19 protein-coding genes are annotated in these 18993 nt (G+C 44.3%); 11 read left to right on the top strand and 8 right to left on the bottom strand.

The window, feature by feature from the left end:
- The first annotated feature begins 199 nt into the window (after positions 1-199).
- The 3 genes from dusB (at position 200) to LAJ61_RS00220 (ending at position 3043) form a co-directional block, all read left to right on the top strand.
- Positions 200-1198, top strand: coding sequence for a tRNA dihydrouridine synthase DusB (gene dusB / locus LAJ61_RS00230; protein ID WP_224054016.1), 999 nt, complete (start codon positions 200-202; stop codon positions 1196-1198).
- 189 nt (positions 1199-1387) lie between these two features.
- Complete coding sequence (locus LAJ61_RS00225; protein WP_050325417.1) at positions 1388-2026, top strand: peroxiredoxin; 639 nt, start codon at positions 1388-1390, stop codon at positions 2024-2026.
- Positions 2027-2188: 162 nt separating this feature from the next.
- A complete protein-coding gene (locus LAJ61_RS00220; protein ID WP_224054015.1) occupies positions 2189-3043 on the top strand; it encodes an META domain-containing protein in 855 nt (284 codons plus the stop codon).
- 57 nt (positions 3044-3100) lie between these two features.
- Here LAJ61_RS00220 and rlmKL read toward each other — a convergent pair whose 3' ends face one another.
- The 5 genes from rlmKL to queC form a co-directional block, all read right to left on the bottom strand.
- Positions 3101-5347 (bottom strand): bifunctional 23S rRNA (guanine(2069)-N(7))-methyltransferase RlmK/23S rRNA (guanine(2445)-N(2))-methyltransferase RlmL, encoded by a 2247-nt coding sequence (gene rlmKL / locus LAJ61_RS00215; protein WP_224054014.1) that lies wholly within the window; start codon positions 5345-5347, stop codon positions 3101-3103.
- Between the two features lie 82 nt (positions 5348-5429).
- Complete coding sequence (locus tag LAJ61_RS00210; protein ID WP_224054013.1) at positions 5430-6551, bottom strand: mechanosensitive ion channel family protein; 1122 nt, start codon at positions 6549-6551, stop codon at positions 5430-5432.
- Between the two features lie 70 nt (positions 6552-6621).
- A complete protein-coding gene (locus LAJ61_RS00205) occupies positions 6622-7122 on the bottom strand; it encodes a peroxiredoxin (protein WP_224054012.1) in 501 nt (166 codons plus the stop codon).
- A 145-nt stretch (positions 7123-7267) separates the two neighbouring features.
- Positions 7268-7582, bottom strand: coding sequence for a hypothetical protein (locus LAJ61_RS00200; RefSeq protein ID WP_065252727.1), 315 nt, complete (start codon positions 7580-7582; stop codon positions 7268-7270).
- 107 nt (positions 7583-7689) lie between these two features.
- On the bottom strand, positions 7690-8400 hold the full coding sequence (gene queC / locus LAJ61_RS00195) for a 7-cyano-7-deazaguanine synthase QueC (RefSeq protein WP_219299395.1): 711 nt from the start codon (positions 8398-8400) through the stop codon (positions 7690-7692).
- 277 nt (positions 8401-8677) lie between these two features.
- Here queC and LAJ61_RS00190 point away from each other — a divergent pair, with 277 nt between their 5' ends.
- Positions 8678-9541, top strand: a complete 864-nt coding sequence (locus LAJ61_RS00190) for a DNA/RNA non-specific endonuclease (protein WP_224054011.1) — start codon at positions 8678-8680, stop codon at positions 9539-9541.
- Positions 9542-9585: 44 nt separating this feature from the next.
- Complete coding sequence (locus LAJ61_RS00185) at positions 9586-9855, top strand: hypothetical protein (protein WP_099834039.1); 270 nt, start codon at positions 9586-9588, stop codon at positions 9853-9855.
- Between the two features lie 94 nt (positions 9856-9949).
- Here LAJ61_RS00185 and LAJ61_RS00180 read toward each other — a convergent pair whose 3' ends face one another.
- Entirely contained in the window at positions 9950-10729 is a 780-nt protein-coding gene (locus LAJ61_RS00180; protein WP_224054010.1) for a MipA/OmpV family protein, read from the bottom strand.
- Positions 10730-10991: 262 nt separating this feature from the next.
- On the opposite strand from LAJ61_RS00180, the gene LAJ61_RS00175 reads away from it, so the two are divergent.
- From LAJ61_RS00175 to LAJ61_RS00165, 3 genes are all read left to right on the top strand, one after another.
- A complete protein-coding gene (locus LAJ61_RS00175) occupies positions 10992-12179 on the top strand; it encodes a metal ABC transporter solute-binding protein, Zn/Mn family (RefSeq protein ID WP_224054009.1) in 1188 nt (395 codons plus the stop codon).
- 190 nt (positions 12180-12369) lie between these two features.
- On the top strand, positions 12370-13164 hold the full coding sequence (locus LAJ61_RS00170; protein ID WP_224054008.1) for a metal ABC transporter ATP-binding protein: 795 nt from the start codon (positions 12370-12372) through the stop codon (positions 13162-13164).
- 63 nt (positions 13165-13227) lie between these two features.
- Positions 13228-14106 (top strand): metal ABC transporter permease, encoded by an 879-nt coding sequence (locus tag LAJ61_RS00165; protein ID WP_224054007.1) that lies wholly within the window; start codon positions 13228-13230, stop codon positions 14104-14106.
- 118 nt (positions 14107-14224) lie between these two features.
- Here the strand turns inward: LAJ61_RS00165 and mnmA are convergent, their stop codons facing one another.
- Positions 14225-15400: a tRNA 2-thiouridine(34) synthase MnmA gene (gene mnmA, locus LAJ61_RS00160; RefSeq protein WP_224054006.1), complete on the bottom strand. Its 1176-nt coding sequence runs from the start codon at positions 15398-15400 to the stop codon at positions 14225-14227.
- Positions 15401-15656: 256 nt separating this feature from the next.
- Between mnmA and LAJ61_RS00155 the strand changes: the two genes are divergently transcribed.
- Positions 15657-16208 (top strand): hypothetical protein, encoded by a 552-nt coding sequence (locus LAJ61_RS00155; RefSeq protein ID WP_224054005.1) that lies wholly within the window; start codon positions 15657-15659, stop codon positions 16206-16208.
- Positions 16144-16761, top strand: a complete 618-nt coding sequence (locus LAJ61_RS00150; protein WP_224054004.1) for a metallophosphoesterase — start codon at positions 16144-16146, stop codon at positions 16759-16761. Before LAJ61_RS00155 ends, LAJ61_RS00150 begins: the two co-directional genes overlap by 65 nt.
- Before the next feature lie 73 nt (positions 16762-16834).
- On the opposite strand, the gene LAJ61_RS00145 is transcribed toward LAJ61_RS00150, so the two are convergent.
- On the bottom strand, positions 16835-17392 hold the full coding sequence (locus tag LAJ61_RS00145) for a TetR/AcrR family transcriptional regulator (protein ID WP_224054003.1): 558 nt from the start codon (positions 17390-17392) through the stop codon (positions 16835-16837).
- Positions 17393-17687: 295 nt separating this feature from the next.
- On the opposite strand from LAJ61_RS00145, the gene LAJ61_RS00140 reads away from it, so the two are divergent.
- Entirely contained in the window at positions 17688-18989 is a 1302-nt protein-coding gene (locus LAJ61_RS00140; protein ID WP_224054002.1) for an HlyD family efflux transporter periplasmic adaptor subunit, read from the top strand.
- The last annotated feature ends 4 nt before the right edge of the window (positions 18990-18993 follow it).

Here is an 18993-nt window from a genome sequence, read left to right as displayed (position 1 = left end):
ACACTATTAAACTTCTATTGGGTTAAGTCTATATGACAAAGAGATAAAAAATCGTAAAAAATTGATATAAAAACTCACCCGATTGTTTAAAAGAGGGGGAAATGGGAAGTATGATAAATGCGTAATATTTTTAGCCAAAGCATGGACAATAAAAGTTATAATGTTCCCCCATTTTTGAGCCCATTATTCTTTTTTATTTATGTCCAACCATCCATTGCTTACCCCCCTTAATATCGGCGACCAGACCATCGCCAACCGCATCATCGTTGCCCCGATGGCAGGCGTCACGGATAAGCCTTTTCGCATGCTGGCTAAGTCCTTTGGCGCAGGGCATGCCGTGTCGGAGATGATGACGTCTGATGCCACTTTGTTTGCCCATCACAAAACGCTGTATCGCGCCAATTTTGATGGTGAAATCGCGCCTATTTCAGCGCAAATCGCTGGCTCAGACCCAGAAAAAATCGCCGAAGCGGCTCGCTATCAAGTTGCCAATGGGGCGCAAATTGTCGATATCAATATGGGTTGTCCTGCAAAAAAAGTTTGCAAAAAGCTTGCCGGTTCAGCACTACTCAAAGATGAAGACTTGGTCAAGCGGCTATTGGATGCCACGGTCAATGCAGTCGATGTACCAGTCACGCTAAAAACCCGTTTAGGCTATGCCAATGGCGAAGAAAATATTTTACGTGTCGCAAAAATGGCCGAAGAGGCAGGTATCGCCATGATTGTGATACATGGACGCACCCGGGAAGATAAATATCTGGGCAGCGCTCGCTATGAGTTAATTAAAGAGGTGAAAAATCTTCTCACCATTCCTGTTATCGTCAATGGGGATATCGACAGCCCGCAAAAAGCCAAACAAGTATATGAGCAAACAGGCGCCGATGGCATTATGATTGGGCGAGCAGGGCAAGGGCAGCCTTGGATTTTTCGCGACATTGCGCATTATCTAAAGACTGGTGAAATCTTGCCCAGTCCAACGATGGATGCCCTTAGAGAGATAGTATTAAGCCATTTGCAAGAGATTTATTCGTTTTATGGTGAATACTCGGGGTGTCGTATCGCTCGTAAACATATTGCTTGGTATACCTCAGGAATTGCCAATTCCAATGCGTTTCGCCAAGCCATGTATGAAGAAGATACCACCGCTGGACAGTTTAACGTGGTTGCGCGGTTTTTAAAGACCGCGGAATTTGATTAAAACCTCCACTATAAAACAGTCAATCGTAGCGCGCTTATGACTTTTTAGAAACAAAGATTCGCAAAAAGTCATTATTGATGAATTTAAAATCTGTTAAAATTTTGCTGAGTCTCTGTGATAGACCGATATCAAACAATAACCACATATTATTAATCAAATCAGATCAAATCAAATCATAAGGAGTCAGCGATGGCACAATTACGAATTGGCGACACGGCACCAAATTTTGACGCACAAACCACCGAAGGCAATATCAATTTTTACGATTGGCAAGGTGATAACTGGGTGGTTTTATTCTCACATCCCGCAGACTTTACCCCAGTTTGTACCACGGAGTTAGGACGCACGGCATCATTGGGTGATGAATTCAAAAAGCGCCATGTCAAACCCATTGCTTTATCAGTCGATAGCGTCGAAGATCACAAAGCTTGGGCAGGCGATATCTCAGAAACCCAAGGCTGCGCGGTGAATTTCCCTATCATTGCAGACGCCGATAAAAAAGTATCGGAAGCTTACGACATGATTCACCCAAATGCGTCAACCACGCACACGGTTCGTAGTGTATTCATTATCGATCCACAGCATAAACTGCGGTTAACTTTCACTTACCCCGCCGCTGTCGGTCGTAACTTCAATGAAATTTTACGGGTGATTGATGCCTTGCAATTGTCAGATAATTATGGCATTGCAACGCCAGTTGAGTGGCAAGACGGGGACGATGTGATTATCCCGCCGAGCGTCAAAAATGAAGAAATCGCGGCAAAATTCCCAAAAGGTCATAAAGAAATTAAGCCTTATCTGCGCACCACGCCACAACCGAATAAATAATCGTTTATGTTAAGTTTGAAATCAAAAACCTAGTCGCTTGACTGGGTTTTTTTATGCCAACTTTTCCATTAAAGGTAGTAAACTAAATTTACAGAACGGATGCTAAATAACCAAAAATATTTGGCTAAACTTCAATTAATGGGGTAATAATGGATATGAACAATGATAAACAATCAAGTGGTTAAAGGCGGCTTTAAAACCAGCGCATTGCTTATGCTTGCCCTGACTGGTTGCCAAACGGTGACTACTAACCCATCAGCGCCGAGTGAAAGAGTGCCTGATGCCCAGCCTGCGATATTTATTGGTAAAGCGCCCAGTGTCGATGATTTGCAAAGTTATCATTGGCAATTGTCTGGCGTGAATGCTTATCCCAACAGTACCAATCCACCGCCATCGGATCATTTGAAGCCGCAAATTGATAACCACAAGGTAACACTTGATTTCGCCCAAAATCGAATCAGTTACAGTGTAGGCTGTAATCAATTATCGAGCGGCTATAGGTTACAAGGGGACAAACTACAGGCAAGCACCAATACGGTGACTACCTTGATGGGTTGCGGCTCTCTACAACAAAGTGAAACTTGGTTGGCTCAGCAAATGCACAGCGATAGCCAATTATCAATGATGATAATGAGCTGGCAAACACATGCAATGTTGCAACAAGATTTGGCAGACGGCACTGCGTTAATTTGGCATGGCATATTAAAGCCTGAAGTAAAATACGGCAAAGGGGAAACCGTATTTTTGGAGGTCAAACCCAAGTGGCAGTATTGCGATAACGTGACCGATAGAAAATGCCTAGAAGTGCGTGATATCAATTATGACACTCAGGGATTAAAAACAGCGGTGGGTCAATGGTATCTTCTCGATGCGCCTATCATCAATTATCGTCATGATGAAAGCGCACAGCGGGTTTTGCGCTTGACTCGCTATCGCACCCCACCGACCGATACCAAAGGTTACGGCAGTCTTTATAAGCTTGATAGCGTGATTGAAACCAAGACTCTAGCAAAATAACCGAACTCATCTAAAAAAGCGATGGCTAATACGAGTCATCGCTTTTTTATTGGCAAATTATTTGTGGCGAATCGCCCATGACTGGTGAATAGGGCGTTTACTATCAAAATCAAAGCCGATGGTTTGGCTGGTCATTTCTTCAACGTGGTAACGGTTGTTGATTTCGTCATCTAGCACAAATTTGGTAAAGTTATTGGAAAAATATAACACGCCTTCAGCGGATAAGCGATTCATGGCACGGTTGATGAGCGGTACGTGGTCGCGCTGCACATCAAAAGTACCTTGAAATTTCTTTGAGTTAGAAAAAGTCGGCGGATCGATAAAAATCACATCGTACTGCTCAGTATTGCTTTTAATCCATTCAAAAATATCTTGGGCAATAAACTGGTAGTTTGGCAAATCTGGCAAACCGTTTAGGGCAAAATTTTTGCGTCCCCAATCCAGATAGTTTTGTGATAAGTCCACCGATGTCACCGCTTTTGCCCCGCCCAATGCCGCATGCACACTGGCAGTACAAGTATAAGCAAACAGATTAAGCACCGTTTTACCGCGTGAGTTTTCTGCAATAATCTTTCGGATGCTGCGATGGTCAAGAAATAGCCCTGTATCCAAATAATCGCTAAAGTTCACCAAAAAATACGCCCGTTGGTTGTTGGCGGTTGGCTCGCTGACCACATGGAATTTACCCGAATTGGCTTTTTTCTCATACTGCTCATTGCCGGATTGGCGGGCGCGGGTTTTGATAAACACTTGCTCACGGTTCACTTGCAAGGCTTCACGCACGCCATGCAGCGCTAGATTAAAACGTTTTTTGGCGGTCTCTAACGGGATTGATTTGGGGGCGGCATATTCTTGCACATGCACAAATTCGCCATACACATCCACTGCTACTTTAAAATCAGGTAAGTCGGCATCATACACCCGCAGATTGGTCACGGCTTGTTTGTGAGCGAGTTTGCGCAGATTGGCAAGATTTTTTTGTAGTCGATTGATAAAATCTTGACCTTCTTCTACGGTGATTTCACGCTTTTCAAAACGCGTAATAAGCGGTGTGTCTTTGCTCTTTAACAGCTCACCATAACGAAAATAAACGGTGATAGCACCGTTATGACAGCGTAGGGTTTTTGGCTCCGCAAGGGGTAGTACGTCAGCTTGTTCAACTTTGGCAGCGAGGACACCCAAAGTCACTTTGGCAGGGCTATCTGCAAACAGGGCTTGTAATTTTTTACCCAAACCTTGATACAAGGGTTTAATCAATTCTTCCTCACCCAAGCGCTCACCATATGGTGGATTGGTGATAAACAGGGAATTGACCCAGCCATTGACTTGTTTTTCTAGTGCCAAATTAAGGGTCGCCAGTGACCGCTGCTGCAAGGTAATACGGTTGATGATAGGCGTCAAACCTGCGGCGATTAAATTTTTATGCGTGGCTCGAACCGCGCCTGAGTCCATATCAAAAGCAAATACCGCGGGCATCTCGCCATTTGCCATGGCATCTAGGCGATGATGAAAACGGGTTTGCGCGTCTTGCACCATAGCCTCCCAAAGGGCAGTATCATGATGTTGCCATGCATAAAACCCAAATTGGCTATCGGCTTTATCCAGCCCTACGGCATAATCTGCACTCATCAGTAAGGCTTCAATAATCAGCGTGCCTGAGCCGCACATCGGGTCGACGATACTGTCAAATTGGGTGGTGTGAAAATTCACGCTATAGAGCAGGGCAGCAGCCAAGTTTTCTTTGAGTGGCGCTTCAGTCATCGCAGCACGATAACCACGGCGGTGCAAACTGGTACCTGATAAATCTAGATACAATTCAGCTTGTTTGTCACCCACAGTAGCGACAATGCCAAAATCGGGGTTTTTATCGACATTGGGGCGACGCCCGAACTGCTCGTTAAATTGGTCGGCAATCGCATCTTTGACACGCAGCATGGTGAATTGCTGGTTGGCTTGTACGCGCTTATCTAGGGTCAAACGAATCGCAAAGGTCTGTTCCAAATCAAATAGCTGGGTCCATTTGACAGTTTTGGCAAAGGTATAGAGCTGATCTGCAATATCGTACTCGGGATTGATGTTCTTTTTGCCTAGTGGTAACAACACCCTTGATGCCACACGAGACCATAGGCAAACTTGATAAATCTGCGCCAACGTCAATGTCGCCATCAGCCGACCCGTGCGCTCAATTTGTGTATCTATACCAAAGCTTGCCAGCTCAGTTTGCAAGGGAATTTCTAGCCCATCGGCACAAGTGATTACAATGTTAAAAGTTTGCCCAACGGGCGTTGTATTGCTGTCTGTCATAAATACTGCCAAAAAAAGTCAAAGTTGATTAATGGCGTATTTTAGCATGATTAGCACAGGACAAATGACAGAATGTCTGAAATTATGGGGAAGTTTTTACCGATGGGGTGGCTTTATCGCTTGGCATTAAAAGCTGCATATGAGGGTAAGGTGTGGTAATGCCGGCGTCATCGAGTGCCACTTTGATTTGTTCGCGTAGATTTTCTTTGATAAATGGCATTCGAGACACGTGTGGCGGATTGACCCAAAACCGCACGATAAAAAACACCCCAAAATCGCCAATTTTATCCACTGTCGCCGTGGGCGCAGGACGCTCTAATACCTCTTTGGTATTGGCTAAAATATCAAGAATAATAGCGCGCGCGCTTTCAATATCCGCTTCCAACGCGATACGCACTTCAATATCAAAACGAATCAGATTTTTGGCAGTTAAATTAATGACTTCGGCTGAAGCAACGGTTGAATTGGGGAAAATCACGGTGATATTGTCACGGGTCAAAATTTGGGTAGTGCGCAAGGCAATTTGCACCACTTTGCCTTCTTTTTCATTAATGCTGACCCAATCACCGACTTGAAATGATTGCTCAATCAAAATGGTGATACCGGCAATAAAGTTGGCGAGTGTAGCTTGCGCGGCAAAACCCACTGCGATACCTGCAATCCCAAGACCTGCGACCACAGACACAATATCAAAACCAAACTGCGACATCACCGAGGCAATCCATAATACGATGATGAGCATAGACAACAAATTATGCAGTAGTTGTTCAATGGACGCATTTAGCCCATAATTTTTGAGCATTTTTTGCATCAAATAACCGAGGTTGTACCACGCCATATAAAAAATCACTGACCAAATACCCGCTTTGGCAGTGGCTTTGACTGTTTCGGGCTCAAAGTTAAGCTGACTCATCACCGCAAGCAAACTTGAAAACAACCACATCAACCGTGCGATGAGCCTTAACGATTGGCTGTACTTACTGTCTTTGGCGATAAAACGGGCAGAATTGATGAGCAATAAACTTAGCCGATAGACCACGCCCAAAATTGCCAACAGTACCATAATTTTGATGCCTGTACTGGCAAGTTTGGAGAGATACAGCGGCCAATTAACCGCTTCATCTTCGAGCGAACCACCGACTGCTTTATAGACATCATAATACAAGTCGTGATAGATATTTTTAAAAAATTGGTTCACGGACATACAATGAGTGATCTCGAGTCAAAAAATCAAAATAAAATAAGGCGTTTGGGTTAATTTAGGTTAGTTTGGGTTAAAGGGTGGGCAATATCGCAAGTAATTTATCCATATGCCCCTTGGCGCGGACATTGCGCATCTCATAAACCAGCTTGCCTGCGTTGTCGAAAATTAAGGTTGAACGCACCACGCCAAGGCTGACTTTGCCGTACAATTTTTTTTCGGCAATGATGTCAAAATATTGGCAAAGTTGTTCATCGGTATCACTCACCAGCGCAAAATTAATCTGTTGGTTGGCGATAAATTTTTCATGACTTTTGACACTATCTCTTGATACGCCAATGACTTGGTAGCCAAGCTGCTGCAAGTAGGTCAAATGCTGGCTAAAATCTTGCGCTTGCACACTACAGCCGGAGGTGTTGTCTTTTGGATAAAAATACAGAATCAAGCCTTTCTCTGACTGTTTGGCATACGCTGGCAGGTTGATTTGACGCTGGATAAATTGCGGCTGCGCTGTGGCATGACGGCTGGTATCCGCTTCAACCGTGGTGACCAAAAAATTGGGTAGTTGAGTCATGGGCATTTCCCAAGCAAAAATTGAACTAACAATATCAGAAAGCCAGATTGAGTACAAACTTCTTCATGCGACAAAACAAAAAAAGACCAGTAAACAACTGGTCTGGTGGCGCGGCGCTATCGATTATGGACTTGATTGTAACCGATTAGGGACGGGCTTTATTAAATTTAACGCCGTTGCCACACGCTTTCATACGCGCACTGATGGTTTGAAAAGTTTTGTTTTGGCGAACATCTTTGCCACTTTTTACCCAAGTATCAAGCTCATTTTTTTGCGCTTGGGTGATTTTTGATTGTTCATCTACCACACAAGTACATACTTTTTTTGCAGAAGCGGCATCAGTGATGTGTTTTTCGGTCATTTGGGTGGCGCAAGCATTGACATATTGTGGATTGGCGGCATGTGCGGCAAACGGCAAAACCATGCTAGCAAATAGGGTCACGATGGCTGAATGTTTCATAGTTTATCCTCATAAGAGACAGCAGTATAGAACAGCAGGTGTTCAATCGTACAATGGCTAGCTTTACCGTTGACGCAATAAAGCTGGCAGGATTTGATGATGATAGATTACTGATAAATAGTCGGGTCATCTATTTCAGCTTGTAAAAAACCTTGCTGACGTAGATAACAGCTATCGCAGTGTCCGCAGGCGCGTCCTTCGCTATCTGCGCGGTAGCATGACACGGTCAATGCATAATCAACCCCCAGCGATACCCCCAACTTAATGATTTCTGCTTTACTTAAATGCAACAATGGCGTTGCAATGTGGAGATGATTGCCCATCACACCGGCTTTGGTAGCGAGATTTGCCATCTTTTCAAAGGCTTCAATATATTCAGGACGACAATCAGGATAGCCTGAGTAATCGACTGCATTGACGCCAATCACAATGGCATTGGACTGTGTCACCTCTGCCAATGCCAGCGCATACGACAAAAAGATGGTATTACGCGCAGGTACATAGGTGATTGGAATGCTGTCATTATGCTGATTATCGCTAAAATCTGTTTGTTTGGCATCGGGTACTACCAGCGAAGCATCGGTCAACGCCGAGCCACCTAGCTGTGCCAAATCAATATCGATAATACGATGGTTGACTTGGGCAGTCGCGGCAATTTTTTTGGCGGCATTAAGTTCGCTATTGTGGCGCTGACCGTAGTTAAAGCTTACCGCTGTGACGTTGGCATAATTGGCTTTTGCCCAGTAAAGGCAAGTCACGGAATCTAGCCCGCCCGAGAGTAAGACGACGGCGTTTTGTGATGTGGTTGATGTACTCATAAAAATTTACTAACGACAAAAAGCGTATTTTATCAGAACTTAAAGAATTGTTGATGGGAAAATATTGGGATAGAAGTAGTCAACTCAATATTAGCCAAAAAATATTTAGGAAAACTGGTATCACTACCAGTAAATATTTGCGTATTCCACTAAAAAACCTTATAAAATAACCAAGAAGTTTTAAACTACGTTATACATCACTTTAGCCCCAACCATACCATTGTCATCATTGTACTATTTTTCATTTTCTTCATTTTTTCTTTTTTTAAGGTCACTCATGATAGTTCAAACCCATTTTGTTAGCCATACTGCCATCTTATCAGCCATGAGTGTTGGCTTGCTGTATTTGACAGGTTGTAGTGTTGCGCCCTCAACCGCCAAGCCCGATAGCAATACTGTTACTATCCCTACCGCCCAAACGAACACAGATACCCAAACACTCACCACGCGTTCGCTAGATAAGGCGCTACAAAAATGCGCCAGCGAATTTTTTGAGAAAACCCAGCCGATAATGACCGCTAAGCTGTCGCAAAAAACCTACCCCCTGTGCTTTAATGGCTTTGCGGTGATGTATTCGGGTGTCACCAAAACCCCTATTTGGGTCGCTGAGCATTTGACGAGACAACGAATAACGGCTGCCAAAACCTTGGTCAGAGAGGATAACTTTCATGAAGAAACTCGCCTGCCAACCGAGGTGCGTAGCTTATTGAGCGATTATACCCGTACCGGATTTGACAGAGGGCATTTAGCGCCCAATGCTGATATGGCAACCACGGACTCACAATTTGATAGCTTTAGTTTGGCAAATATCGCCCCACAAACGCCTGACAACAACCGTAAAACTTGGGTAAAAATTGAAACACAAACTCGTAACCTGACCAACCAATACGGCTCAGCTTATGTGGTGACAGGGGTGGCGTTCTTAACACCGGAAGTCAAACGGCTAAAAAATCGTGTGCTGGTGCCATCGCATTTTTTTAAAGCGGTATATCTGCCATCACAACATCAAGCGATAGCATTTTTTAGCCCGAATGATAATAGTGGAACCGTTGAAAAAATTAGCCTAAGCACCCTTAAAAAACGTACCGGGGTCAATGCGTTTCCCAGTTTGCCGAGCAATGTAGCCACTATTTCACCATAACCACAAGCAGTAATTAGCAAATCAACAACTAAACAGGGGAAAAGATGAGTGCTTTTAAACCATTTCAAAATGATAGCCAAAGCGTGGGATTGGGCGAATTTACCCTTGAGAATCAAGGAGAGCAAGTCAATCTCTATGGTAGTGCGACGTTTACGTTGGATAAACAAAGTTTAGCCACGGCAAAACAATTACAAGATGTATTGAACCAAATCGTTGCGTATTTAGAAGCCCATCAAGCGCAAACGGTGGAAAAATCTACTATTCAACAGCAGCAAGCGTCGCACGTGGACGAAGTAAATAACCCTTTCTTATAAACAAAAAAAGCGCAAATCAAACGATTTGCGCTTTTTATGGGCAAGCTATTTATGGGCAAGCTATTTATGGGCACGCTAGGCATCAAACTAGGTATTAAAACTGATAGTTAAAGCCAATTTTAGTTTTGCTATCGACACGGTTATCAACCAGTGGGCTGTCTTTTTGCTCATCGCTCAAATACTCTAAATGCTGACTGATAAACGCACTCCAGCGTGGCGAAATGGCGTAACTGGCACTGACATTGACATAAGGGGTAACGCTACTATCAGCCTTATAAGCTTTTATCCCTGTTATTCCTGTGCGTAGCGATTCTTGCTCAGAAACACCAAAGTAGTAATTGTTGTACTTGTCATTGTACCACTGCAGTCCTAGCTCAGGATAAATGGTGATTTTATCATCCATTGCTTTAAATCTGCTCAAGTGCGCCACTTTTGCGCTAGTACCATCACTGCGACCTAACGCATCAGTTTCCACTTGCGCTTTAAAGCCACCATACGGGGTGATGCGCATATAGCTAGTGCCCACCATAGCAGACCATTTACGCTCATCGAGTCCTTTTAACGCCGCTGTACTCGCATCGTCTGGATCAAATGAACGGCTATCGTAGCTTGCGGTCAATCGCCATTCGTTTTGTGCATCTTTGTAGGGATAATAACCCGCTTCACTGCCTTCAATGTAGAGTCGATTGTTGTCATAAAATGCCTGTGGCATGATCGTAACATCATTGTCCTTATCGTACGCGTAATTGTTGATTGACGCGTTTAACCCTAGTTTAAAGCGGGCATTGGTATCCACTGGCATAGAGGCTGCGTGGGCAAATGTTGTGCCCAACATACTGGCAAGTACCAGACAAGGCGCGAAAAATTGTTTCATAAAAACATCCTGTGAGAGTGGGTCATACAAAAAAGTGCTGACAGGCTTAAAGCGTAGAAAATAACAACCGATTTGCCTGTGAACCATACAGCAATGTGATAAATTTATTATGGCATAAAAAGGTCAGCGCAAATAGTTGAATTTAAAGGGGCGATAGATGAAATCCAAGCCAGCATAAATCCTTTAACTACCTTGAGAACACCATTAAAATGTTATAATATAACATTTTTAATCTTCTCAATACTTGATTGGGCGACCCAGCATGATAAACGCATTGATTAACAAATATGCTTTTTTTAGCCGACCTTTTTTGCTACTAAGGCTACTAAAAACCCCCACGATTGCAGGGGTGACATTGACGCTGAGCCTATTGGGGGGATTAACAGGCTGCCAAAAACAAACTGACAATCCATCAACCTCAAAGCAATCAGCCTCAAATCAATCCCCATCAAATAGCTCAGCTACAACAGTCTCATCAAACGCCGTTATTAATACCCAATTACCCACCGTGTATGCCACCACCAATGTATGGGGTTCTGTGGCTAAAGCGGTCGGGGGGGATAAAGTCAATGTGATTGTGGGGGTCGATGATTTATCACAAGATCCGCATGATTATCAAGCCACAGCGACCGACAAGCTTAACATCACTAAATCCGCTGTCATGCTGGTCAATGGTGGTGGGTATGATGATTGGGGTATGAGCTTAGCTGAGTCGGTGAGTCACAAACCTGTAGTGATTAATGCCGTAGCACTTTCAGGACTGTCGCCTCACACGGACAAAGCGGCAGATGAGCCTGCCAGTGAACAACACCAACACGATACCCAATACAAAATAAAGACCGCTCATCCGCAACCATCAGATCATCCTCACGTGCCCAGTGAAGGGCATAGTGAACTACATAGTGAAGTACATAGTCACTCGCACGGTGACTTCAATGAGCACGTGTTTTTCTCCCTCGATACAGCAAAAAAAGTGGCTGAAGCGGTCAACAAGCAATTGGCGGCAACATCGCCTGCCAATCAAGCAATTTATGCAAAAAATACCCAACACTTTATCCAGCAAATTGATGCGCTCAAAGTCAAAGCCAAACAAATCGGACAGCAAAAAGCCATCACTGCCTTTGCTACTGAGCCTGTCATCGGGTATTTGCTAGCGGACATGGGCATCAAGGATGTAACGCCAAAAGTCTATGTTGCGCAATCGGAGACGGATGCAGGGGTGTCGGTCAAAGTGCTCAATGACAGCAAAAGCCTGCTGAGCAATAAACAAGTCGGTTTGTTGGTGGTCAATGCCCAGACCGAGGATGCTACCTCAAAGCAACTCATCACATTGGCGAAGGCATCAACAGTACCGGTTGTGGCGGTCTATGAAACTCTGCCCGATGGCGTGATAAGCTATACGCAATTTATTGAAAAAACCCTGGATGATTTTGCGGCAGCGACGCGCTAATCTGAAGTAGCCTAAAACTTTTAGGCTGCCTATAAATGCAGTTGGGGAAAAATTTGCGTTAATTGGTATAGTATTGGCTGGTTATCGCTTATAATGCTTAAATTTTTTAGCCCAGATTTTTTGCAATGTGATATTGCCAATCAACCATCCTTGTCGTTAATCTTGCTGTTAGGATGAAGAAGTAGCCACCATGCCCATGTCAACCACCAAAATACCCCCTAGTGAGAGGCAGTTTGCGCAGGCTATTCATTGCCAATCGTTTGTCAAACTGCCCCAATCACAGCAAGTCGTTTTGCAAGTCAAAGATGGCAGTATGCACTTTGGACAACGTCTGCTATGGCAGGATGTCAATTTTTCGATTTTATCGGGTGAATTTGTGGCATTGTTCGGCGCCAACGGGACAGGCAAGACCACACTACTGCGAAGTTTACTCAAACTTGTGCCACTTTCAAGTGGTTCAATCACGCTTGGCAAAGATATTCGAGTGGGCTATGTGCCTCAGCTCAAAGACTTTGCGCCAAAACTACCGATTCGGGGTAGGGACTTGGTGCAGCTAGGGCTAGATGGGGAAAATTATCTGTTTGGTCTATTTAGCCCCAAAAAAACCTTGGGCGGTTTTTGGCAGACGGCAAAACAAAAAAAATATTTGGTGGATAAAGCCATTGCGGAAGTTGGCGGTGAGTCATTTTGTGATGCGCCGCTTACCATGCTCTCGGGTGGTGAGCAGCAGCGCATGCGTATCGCCCAAGCCTTGGTCGCTGAGCCTGATGTTTTGTTGATGGATGAGCCGCTACTGAGCCTTGATGTGGCAAGCCAGTATGTGGTCAGTGATATTTTAGCCCATCGCAAACAAGCACATCATACCGCGATTTTGATGATTAGCCATGAACTCGAGCCGATTATGCCTTTGGTAGATAAAGTGCTGCGCCTTGAAAATGCGACTGCCAACCTCGGTGGTATCGACTTAATCAATCGATTTCGCTAATTTATTTGCTTCAATCAAAAACAAGCCATCACATTCGATGGTTTTTTAACTTTTGGAATTTACATGCTGCTCACAACTTGGCTACATACCATCATCAATTTTGATAACTTTGCTGAGCTGTTGCCCTTGGTATCAACGTCCATCGTGGCCGCGGTATTGTTGGGTGTGATGGCGGGATTCATTGGACCGATGGTACAGGCACGGGATATGGCGTTTGCCGTGCATGGGACAGCAGAGCTGTCGTTTGCAGGGGCGGCGTGTGCCTTATGGTTAGGGTCTTCAGTGACGCTAGGCGCCGTCATTGGGGCGGTGACGGCTGGCATGGTGCTGGGGGTCATGGGGATTGATGGCAAAAACCGCAACTCAGTGGTGGGTATTTTGTTGCCATTCGGGCTTGGGCTGGGGGTGTTGTTTTTATCCTTGTATCAAGGTCGCTCCTCCAATAAATTTGGCTTATTAACCGGGCAAATTGTTGCAATTACGCCCGCTGAATTGCAGTCGATGTTAGTGGTCGCGGTGATTGTACTGTCAATCATTGCCATATTTGGTCAGCGCATGTTATTTGCCGCGGTCGACCCACAAGTTGCCCAAGCGCAGCATTTAAATTTAACATTTTTATCTTTGCTATTTATGTTTGCACTGAGTCTTGTGGTGGCGGTGAGTGTGCAGTTTGTCGGTGCATTGCTGTTATTATCGTTACTCATCACGCCTGCCGCAGCGGCAAGTCAAGTGACGGCTAGACCTATCTATGTCTATTTGTTCTCCATGCTGTTTGCCATCACCGCTGGGGTCGGCGGCATATTACTATCGTTAGGACCTGGACTGCCGATTTCACCTTATATCACTACCATTTCATTTGTGATTTATCTTGGCTGTTGGGCAATCGGTTATTTACGAAGAAAAGCAGGGTGGAACAAACGCTTAGTCGCGAACTTTTCTTAATCAACAGGGTATAAAAAAAGCGCAAATGGTATCAATTTGCGCTGTTTGTATCTTAGTGTATATTAAACTTTAAACTTTAAACTTTAAACTTTAAACTTTAAACTTTAAACTTTAAACTTTAAACTTCAGCTAGGCTAGTAGGGGCATCGATGGTTTGAATCACGCCACCACCTAAACAAATGTCATCTTGGTAAAATACACAAGACTGGCCGGGTGTTACCGCACGCTGTGGCTCGTCAAACACCACTTTTATGGTGTCACCCGTTTCATCAAGGGCAAAAACTGTACAGGCTTGATCGGGCTGACGATAGCGCGTTTTGGCGGTACAGCGATAACCTTGGGCAGTAAACAGTTGGGTTGGTGCATTAACCACCCAGTCAAGTTTATAGGCAGTCAATTCACTGGATTGTAACATCGGATGGTCATGGCCTTGGCCGACAATCAGGCGATTATTATCCAAGTCTTTGTACAACACAAACCAAGGTTCTTCAGGTCTATCTTTGACCCCACCAATACCAATACCGCCACGTTGACCGAGTGTGTAATACATTAAGCCATCATGGGTGCCGATTTTTTTGCCATCATCGGTATAGATATCGCCTTTTTGAGCGGGCAAATACTGCTGTAAAAAGTCTTTAAAGCGTCGCTCGCCGATAAAGCAAATACCCGTAGAGTCTTTTTTCTTCGCTGTCGCTAAATCATATTGCTCGGCGATACGGCGTACTTCAGGTTTTTCTAACTCACCCACAGGGAACAAGGTTTTGGCGATTTTATCGCCTGCCACCGCGTGCAGAAAATAGCTTTGGTCTTTATTGTTATCAAGTCCGCGCAGCAGTGGTGCTTTGCCATTTTCATCGCTAAAACCGCGGCGTGCATAGTGACCGGTGGCAATATAGTCCGCCCCCAAAGTTAACGCATAATCCAAAAAGGCTTTAAACTTGACTTCTTTGTTGCATAAAATATCAGGGTTTGGGGTGCGACCAGCGCTATATTCCGCCAAAAAATGCTCAAATACGCGATCCCAATATTCCATGGCAAAGTTGGCGGTATGCAGTTTAATGCCGATTTTATCGGCGACCGCTTGCGCATCAGCAAGGTCAGTCATGGCGGTACAATATTCGGTACCGTCATCTTCTTCCCAGTTTTTCATAAACAAGCCTTCAACGTCAAAGCCCGCTTGTTTGAGCAAAACGGCGGTGACAGAAGAATCAACGCCCCCTGACATCCCCACAATGACGCGGGTTTGGGCAGGGCTCGCAATATCAGATAAATTAACAGCAGTTGAATAAGTCATAATTTTTAAAAGTGCCAAAAGCGTTATTATAACAAATTTATTGCTTGTTAAAAATCAATAAACCTGCCACAATACCGTTATCGGATGAGCCGATATCCAAAGACCCAACTTATTCTCGTAAGTTGGGTTTTTTAATGCCTAAGTTATATTAGTTGATTTTTTCAAATTCACTGATTGGCTTTAATAGATAAAGTCACATTGTAAATTCACAAACATTCTTTATATAACCTTTACTTATCAAAAATTTGGGGCTGGTATGCGTTGGATATTTCTGACCGTCATTGTATTGTTGTTTGAATTGTTTACTTATGGCGCGGGGCGGGGGCTGCAGTGGTGGGCAGGGTCTTGGTTATCCGATCGCTCTTCTCGCTATTTGATGATTAGTCTATTTGTGATAAGTAATGCGTTATTGGTATTTGGCATCGCACGATTGACGAGCTTTGGGCTTAAGCTGTCTATGACTTGGCTGACTATTTTGTGGTTTGTCATCATGTCGATGGTGGCGGTGGGCATTATCAATCTGGTGCTGATGAAAGTTGCCCCGCAATTTTTTAATTCCGTGAGTTATCAAACCTACGGGGAACGCATGTTGTTGCCGCTGGTGTTTTTTGGCATGGTGTTGATAGGTATTTATAATGCTTATACACCCACCATTCGTCATATCAGCTTGACTGCCAATCAGCCACTTGCCAAACCGATTCGGATTGGGATGGTTTCAGACTTGCATTTGGGTCTAATGGTCGGTGAGCGGCAAATTAACCGATATGGTAAAAGCACAGAACGTGCAACTGCTGCTGATGCCTGGTGATATCATGGATGATAATGTTGACTATTATACCTCGCAAAATATGCAGCCTGCGCTGCAGCAACTAGCAAGTGCAGTGCCAATGGGCGCGTACGCCACGCTAGGCAATCATGATATGTATGGGCATGAAGGCGAGATTCGTGATGCGATCCAAAAAGCCAATATCACCTTATTGGCAGATGAAAAAGTGTTGGTTGATAACCAGCTTTGGTTGGTAGGGCGACTGGATAATCATGCCAGTTATCGTAAAGCGACCAAGGACTTAATGCCGTCAAGTACCGATAAGCCGATTATTTTACTTGACCATGAGCCCAATGAGATTGAACAAAACGTACAATTACCGATTGATTTGCAAGTGTCTGGACATACCCATAATGGGCAAATATTTCCTGCCAATTTCATTGTCAAATTTATCAACCGTTTGGGTTACGGCTATGAACGTATCAATAATACCGATGTGATTGTAAGCTCGGGGTATGGTTTTTGGGGGGTGCCGTTTCGGCTGGGCTCGCAAGCGGAGCTTTGGGTGATTGATTTAGTCGGTAAAAAATCTTAAATCTGGCTTAAGTGCGGTTTAACTAATGTTTAATGAGGACATCGAGGCTACTGCAGATTATGATGATGAGAGATTACTGTATAGACACTGTCTGCATCATCAGTTGTATATTGCTACGAATATCATCGAGTGACATTTGGTGGTCTTGCTGCAGGCAGTAACTTAAATTATTTAATATAATCCCTGCATACGTATGCCCTTGAAAATCTAAGTCGCCTGGGCGCCCATGGCGCTTGGCATGCTCAATATAATTTTGTTTGATTAACGCATACATATCATCATATAAATGAATATTGGGGGTTTTGATTTGCCAAAAAGCCAGTATGCGTTGTTTTTGCGCGTGAATAAACGCCCAAAATTGTTCCAAACACATCAGTAAATTTTCTTGACTGGCGACACTAAAGCGTTCAGTTAAGAACTTCTCATACACTTGGCGAAAACTACTCACCATTTTCTCTGCCAACGCCTCTTTACTGGCGTAATGGCGATAAAAGGTTGAGCGATTAATCGCTGCAGTATCTAAAATATCTTGCACCGTGATGGCGCGGTAAGGTTTCTGCTGAAGTAATGCTAGGAAAGCTTGCTCGATATGTTGTTCAGTCTTAATGACCCGTAAATCATTTTCGTTCATCGCTTTTTCGTATCCTTACACTCTTTATCTTACGCTTTATGTCTTAGCCTTTAAATTTTAGCAATCGCACGAATTGCGCAAAATTTTTACAATAAACAACATTATCTACCTAACTGTATTCTTATGCAACATTTATGTTTTATTTGATGCTTGAAGGCTGTTTAGGATAGTTTTATATTGCCACCCATTAAGCATATTAAATTACATAATCGAGCTATTTTCTAGCATAAATCCGTCTGTCAACCGTCGGATTTTTTAGATTTTGCCACTCAAGTTTAGCGATAAGGACGAAAAAATGGCTGAAACCATGCCGACTGGGGTTGATGATAGCCCTGAAACAGCACCTACACTAGAACCTACGCATAACATAACCCAACGCCCTGCCAAATCCAAACGTAAAAAAAACCTATTGTTATTTACCTTGATTGTTTTAGCGATTGCTGCGGTGACGTTATGGCTATACTTTACCCAATGGCGCTATCAAGTCAGTACCGAAGACGCCTATGTGAGCGGCAACCAAGTACAAATCAACGCGCAAATATCGGGGACGGTGACAGCAATTGGGGTCAATGACACGGATATGGTTAAAGCCGGGCAAACCTTGGTGGCGTTAGACCAAGCGGATAATGGCTTAGCCCTTGAAACCGCCAAAGCACAATTGCGCACAGCAATCAGACAGTACAAAACCCAAACCGCGACCATTCAACAAGCTGATGTCAATATCTCGCAAGCGCAAACTGCGATGAATGAAGTGCAATCGCAAATTGAATCGGCCAAAATTGCGCTGCTTGCGGCACAATCTGACTATCAACGCCGCGCCGCTTTGATGGCAAGTCAAGCGGTATCGCAAGAAGAAGTCCAGCATGCTGCCGACACTGTCAAAAAAGCCCAAGCCCAGCTCGATGCGGCAGTTGCCAAGCAAGCCACCGCCCGCTCTGCCGTTGTGACTGCCCAAGCGCAGCGCAATGTGACAATCGCCAATTTGGGTAAAAATGATGTGCTATCACAACCTGCGGTGCAAACCGCGATGGCGAATATCCAAACCGCTTGGCTCAATCTCAACCGTACCCAAATTGTAGCACCCATCGATGGGCAAATTGCCAAACGCGGTGTGCAATTGGGTCAAAAAATCAGTGCAGGCACGCCTTTGATGGTGATTGTGCCGTTACATGATTTGTGGGTCGATGCCAATTTTAAAGAAAGTCAAATTAAAGACATTCACCTAGGTCAAGCGGTGAATTTAACATCAGATATCTATGGTAAAAAAGTTATTTATCATGGCAAAGTGATTGGCTTGTCAGCAGGGACGGGCAGTGCGTTCTCGGTTTTGCCTGCCCAAAACGCCACCGGTAACTGGATTAAAGTCACCCAGCGTCTGCCTGTACGAATTGCACTCGATAGCAAAGAATTACAACAGCATCCGCTACGCGTGGGGCTAAGTATGCATGCCGAGCTTGATAGCCGAGACCAACAAGGCAAACCGCAGGTGGCTACCGCGACCGCTAGCACCAAACCGGTTGCGCAGCTGCAGCCGCAAGTCGATATGTCAGGTGCGACCAAAATTATCCAACAAATCATCCAGCAAAACCAATCATGAGGTG

The sequence above is a fragment of the Faucicola osloensis genome, assembly GCF_020041925.1.
Classification (GTDB): Bacteria; Pseudomonadota; Gammaproteobacteria; order Pseudomonadales; family Moraxellaceae; genus Faucicola; species Faucicola osloensis_D.
Note: the sequence above shows the minus strand (reverse complement) of the source record. Positions and strands in the feature narration are given on the sequence as shown.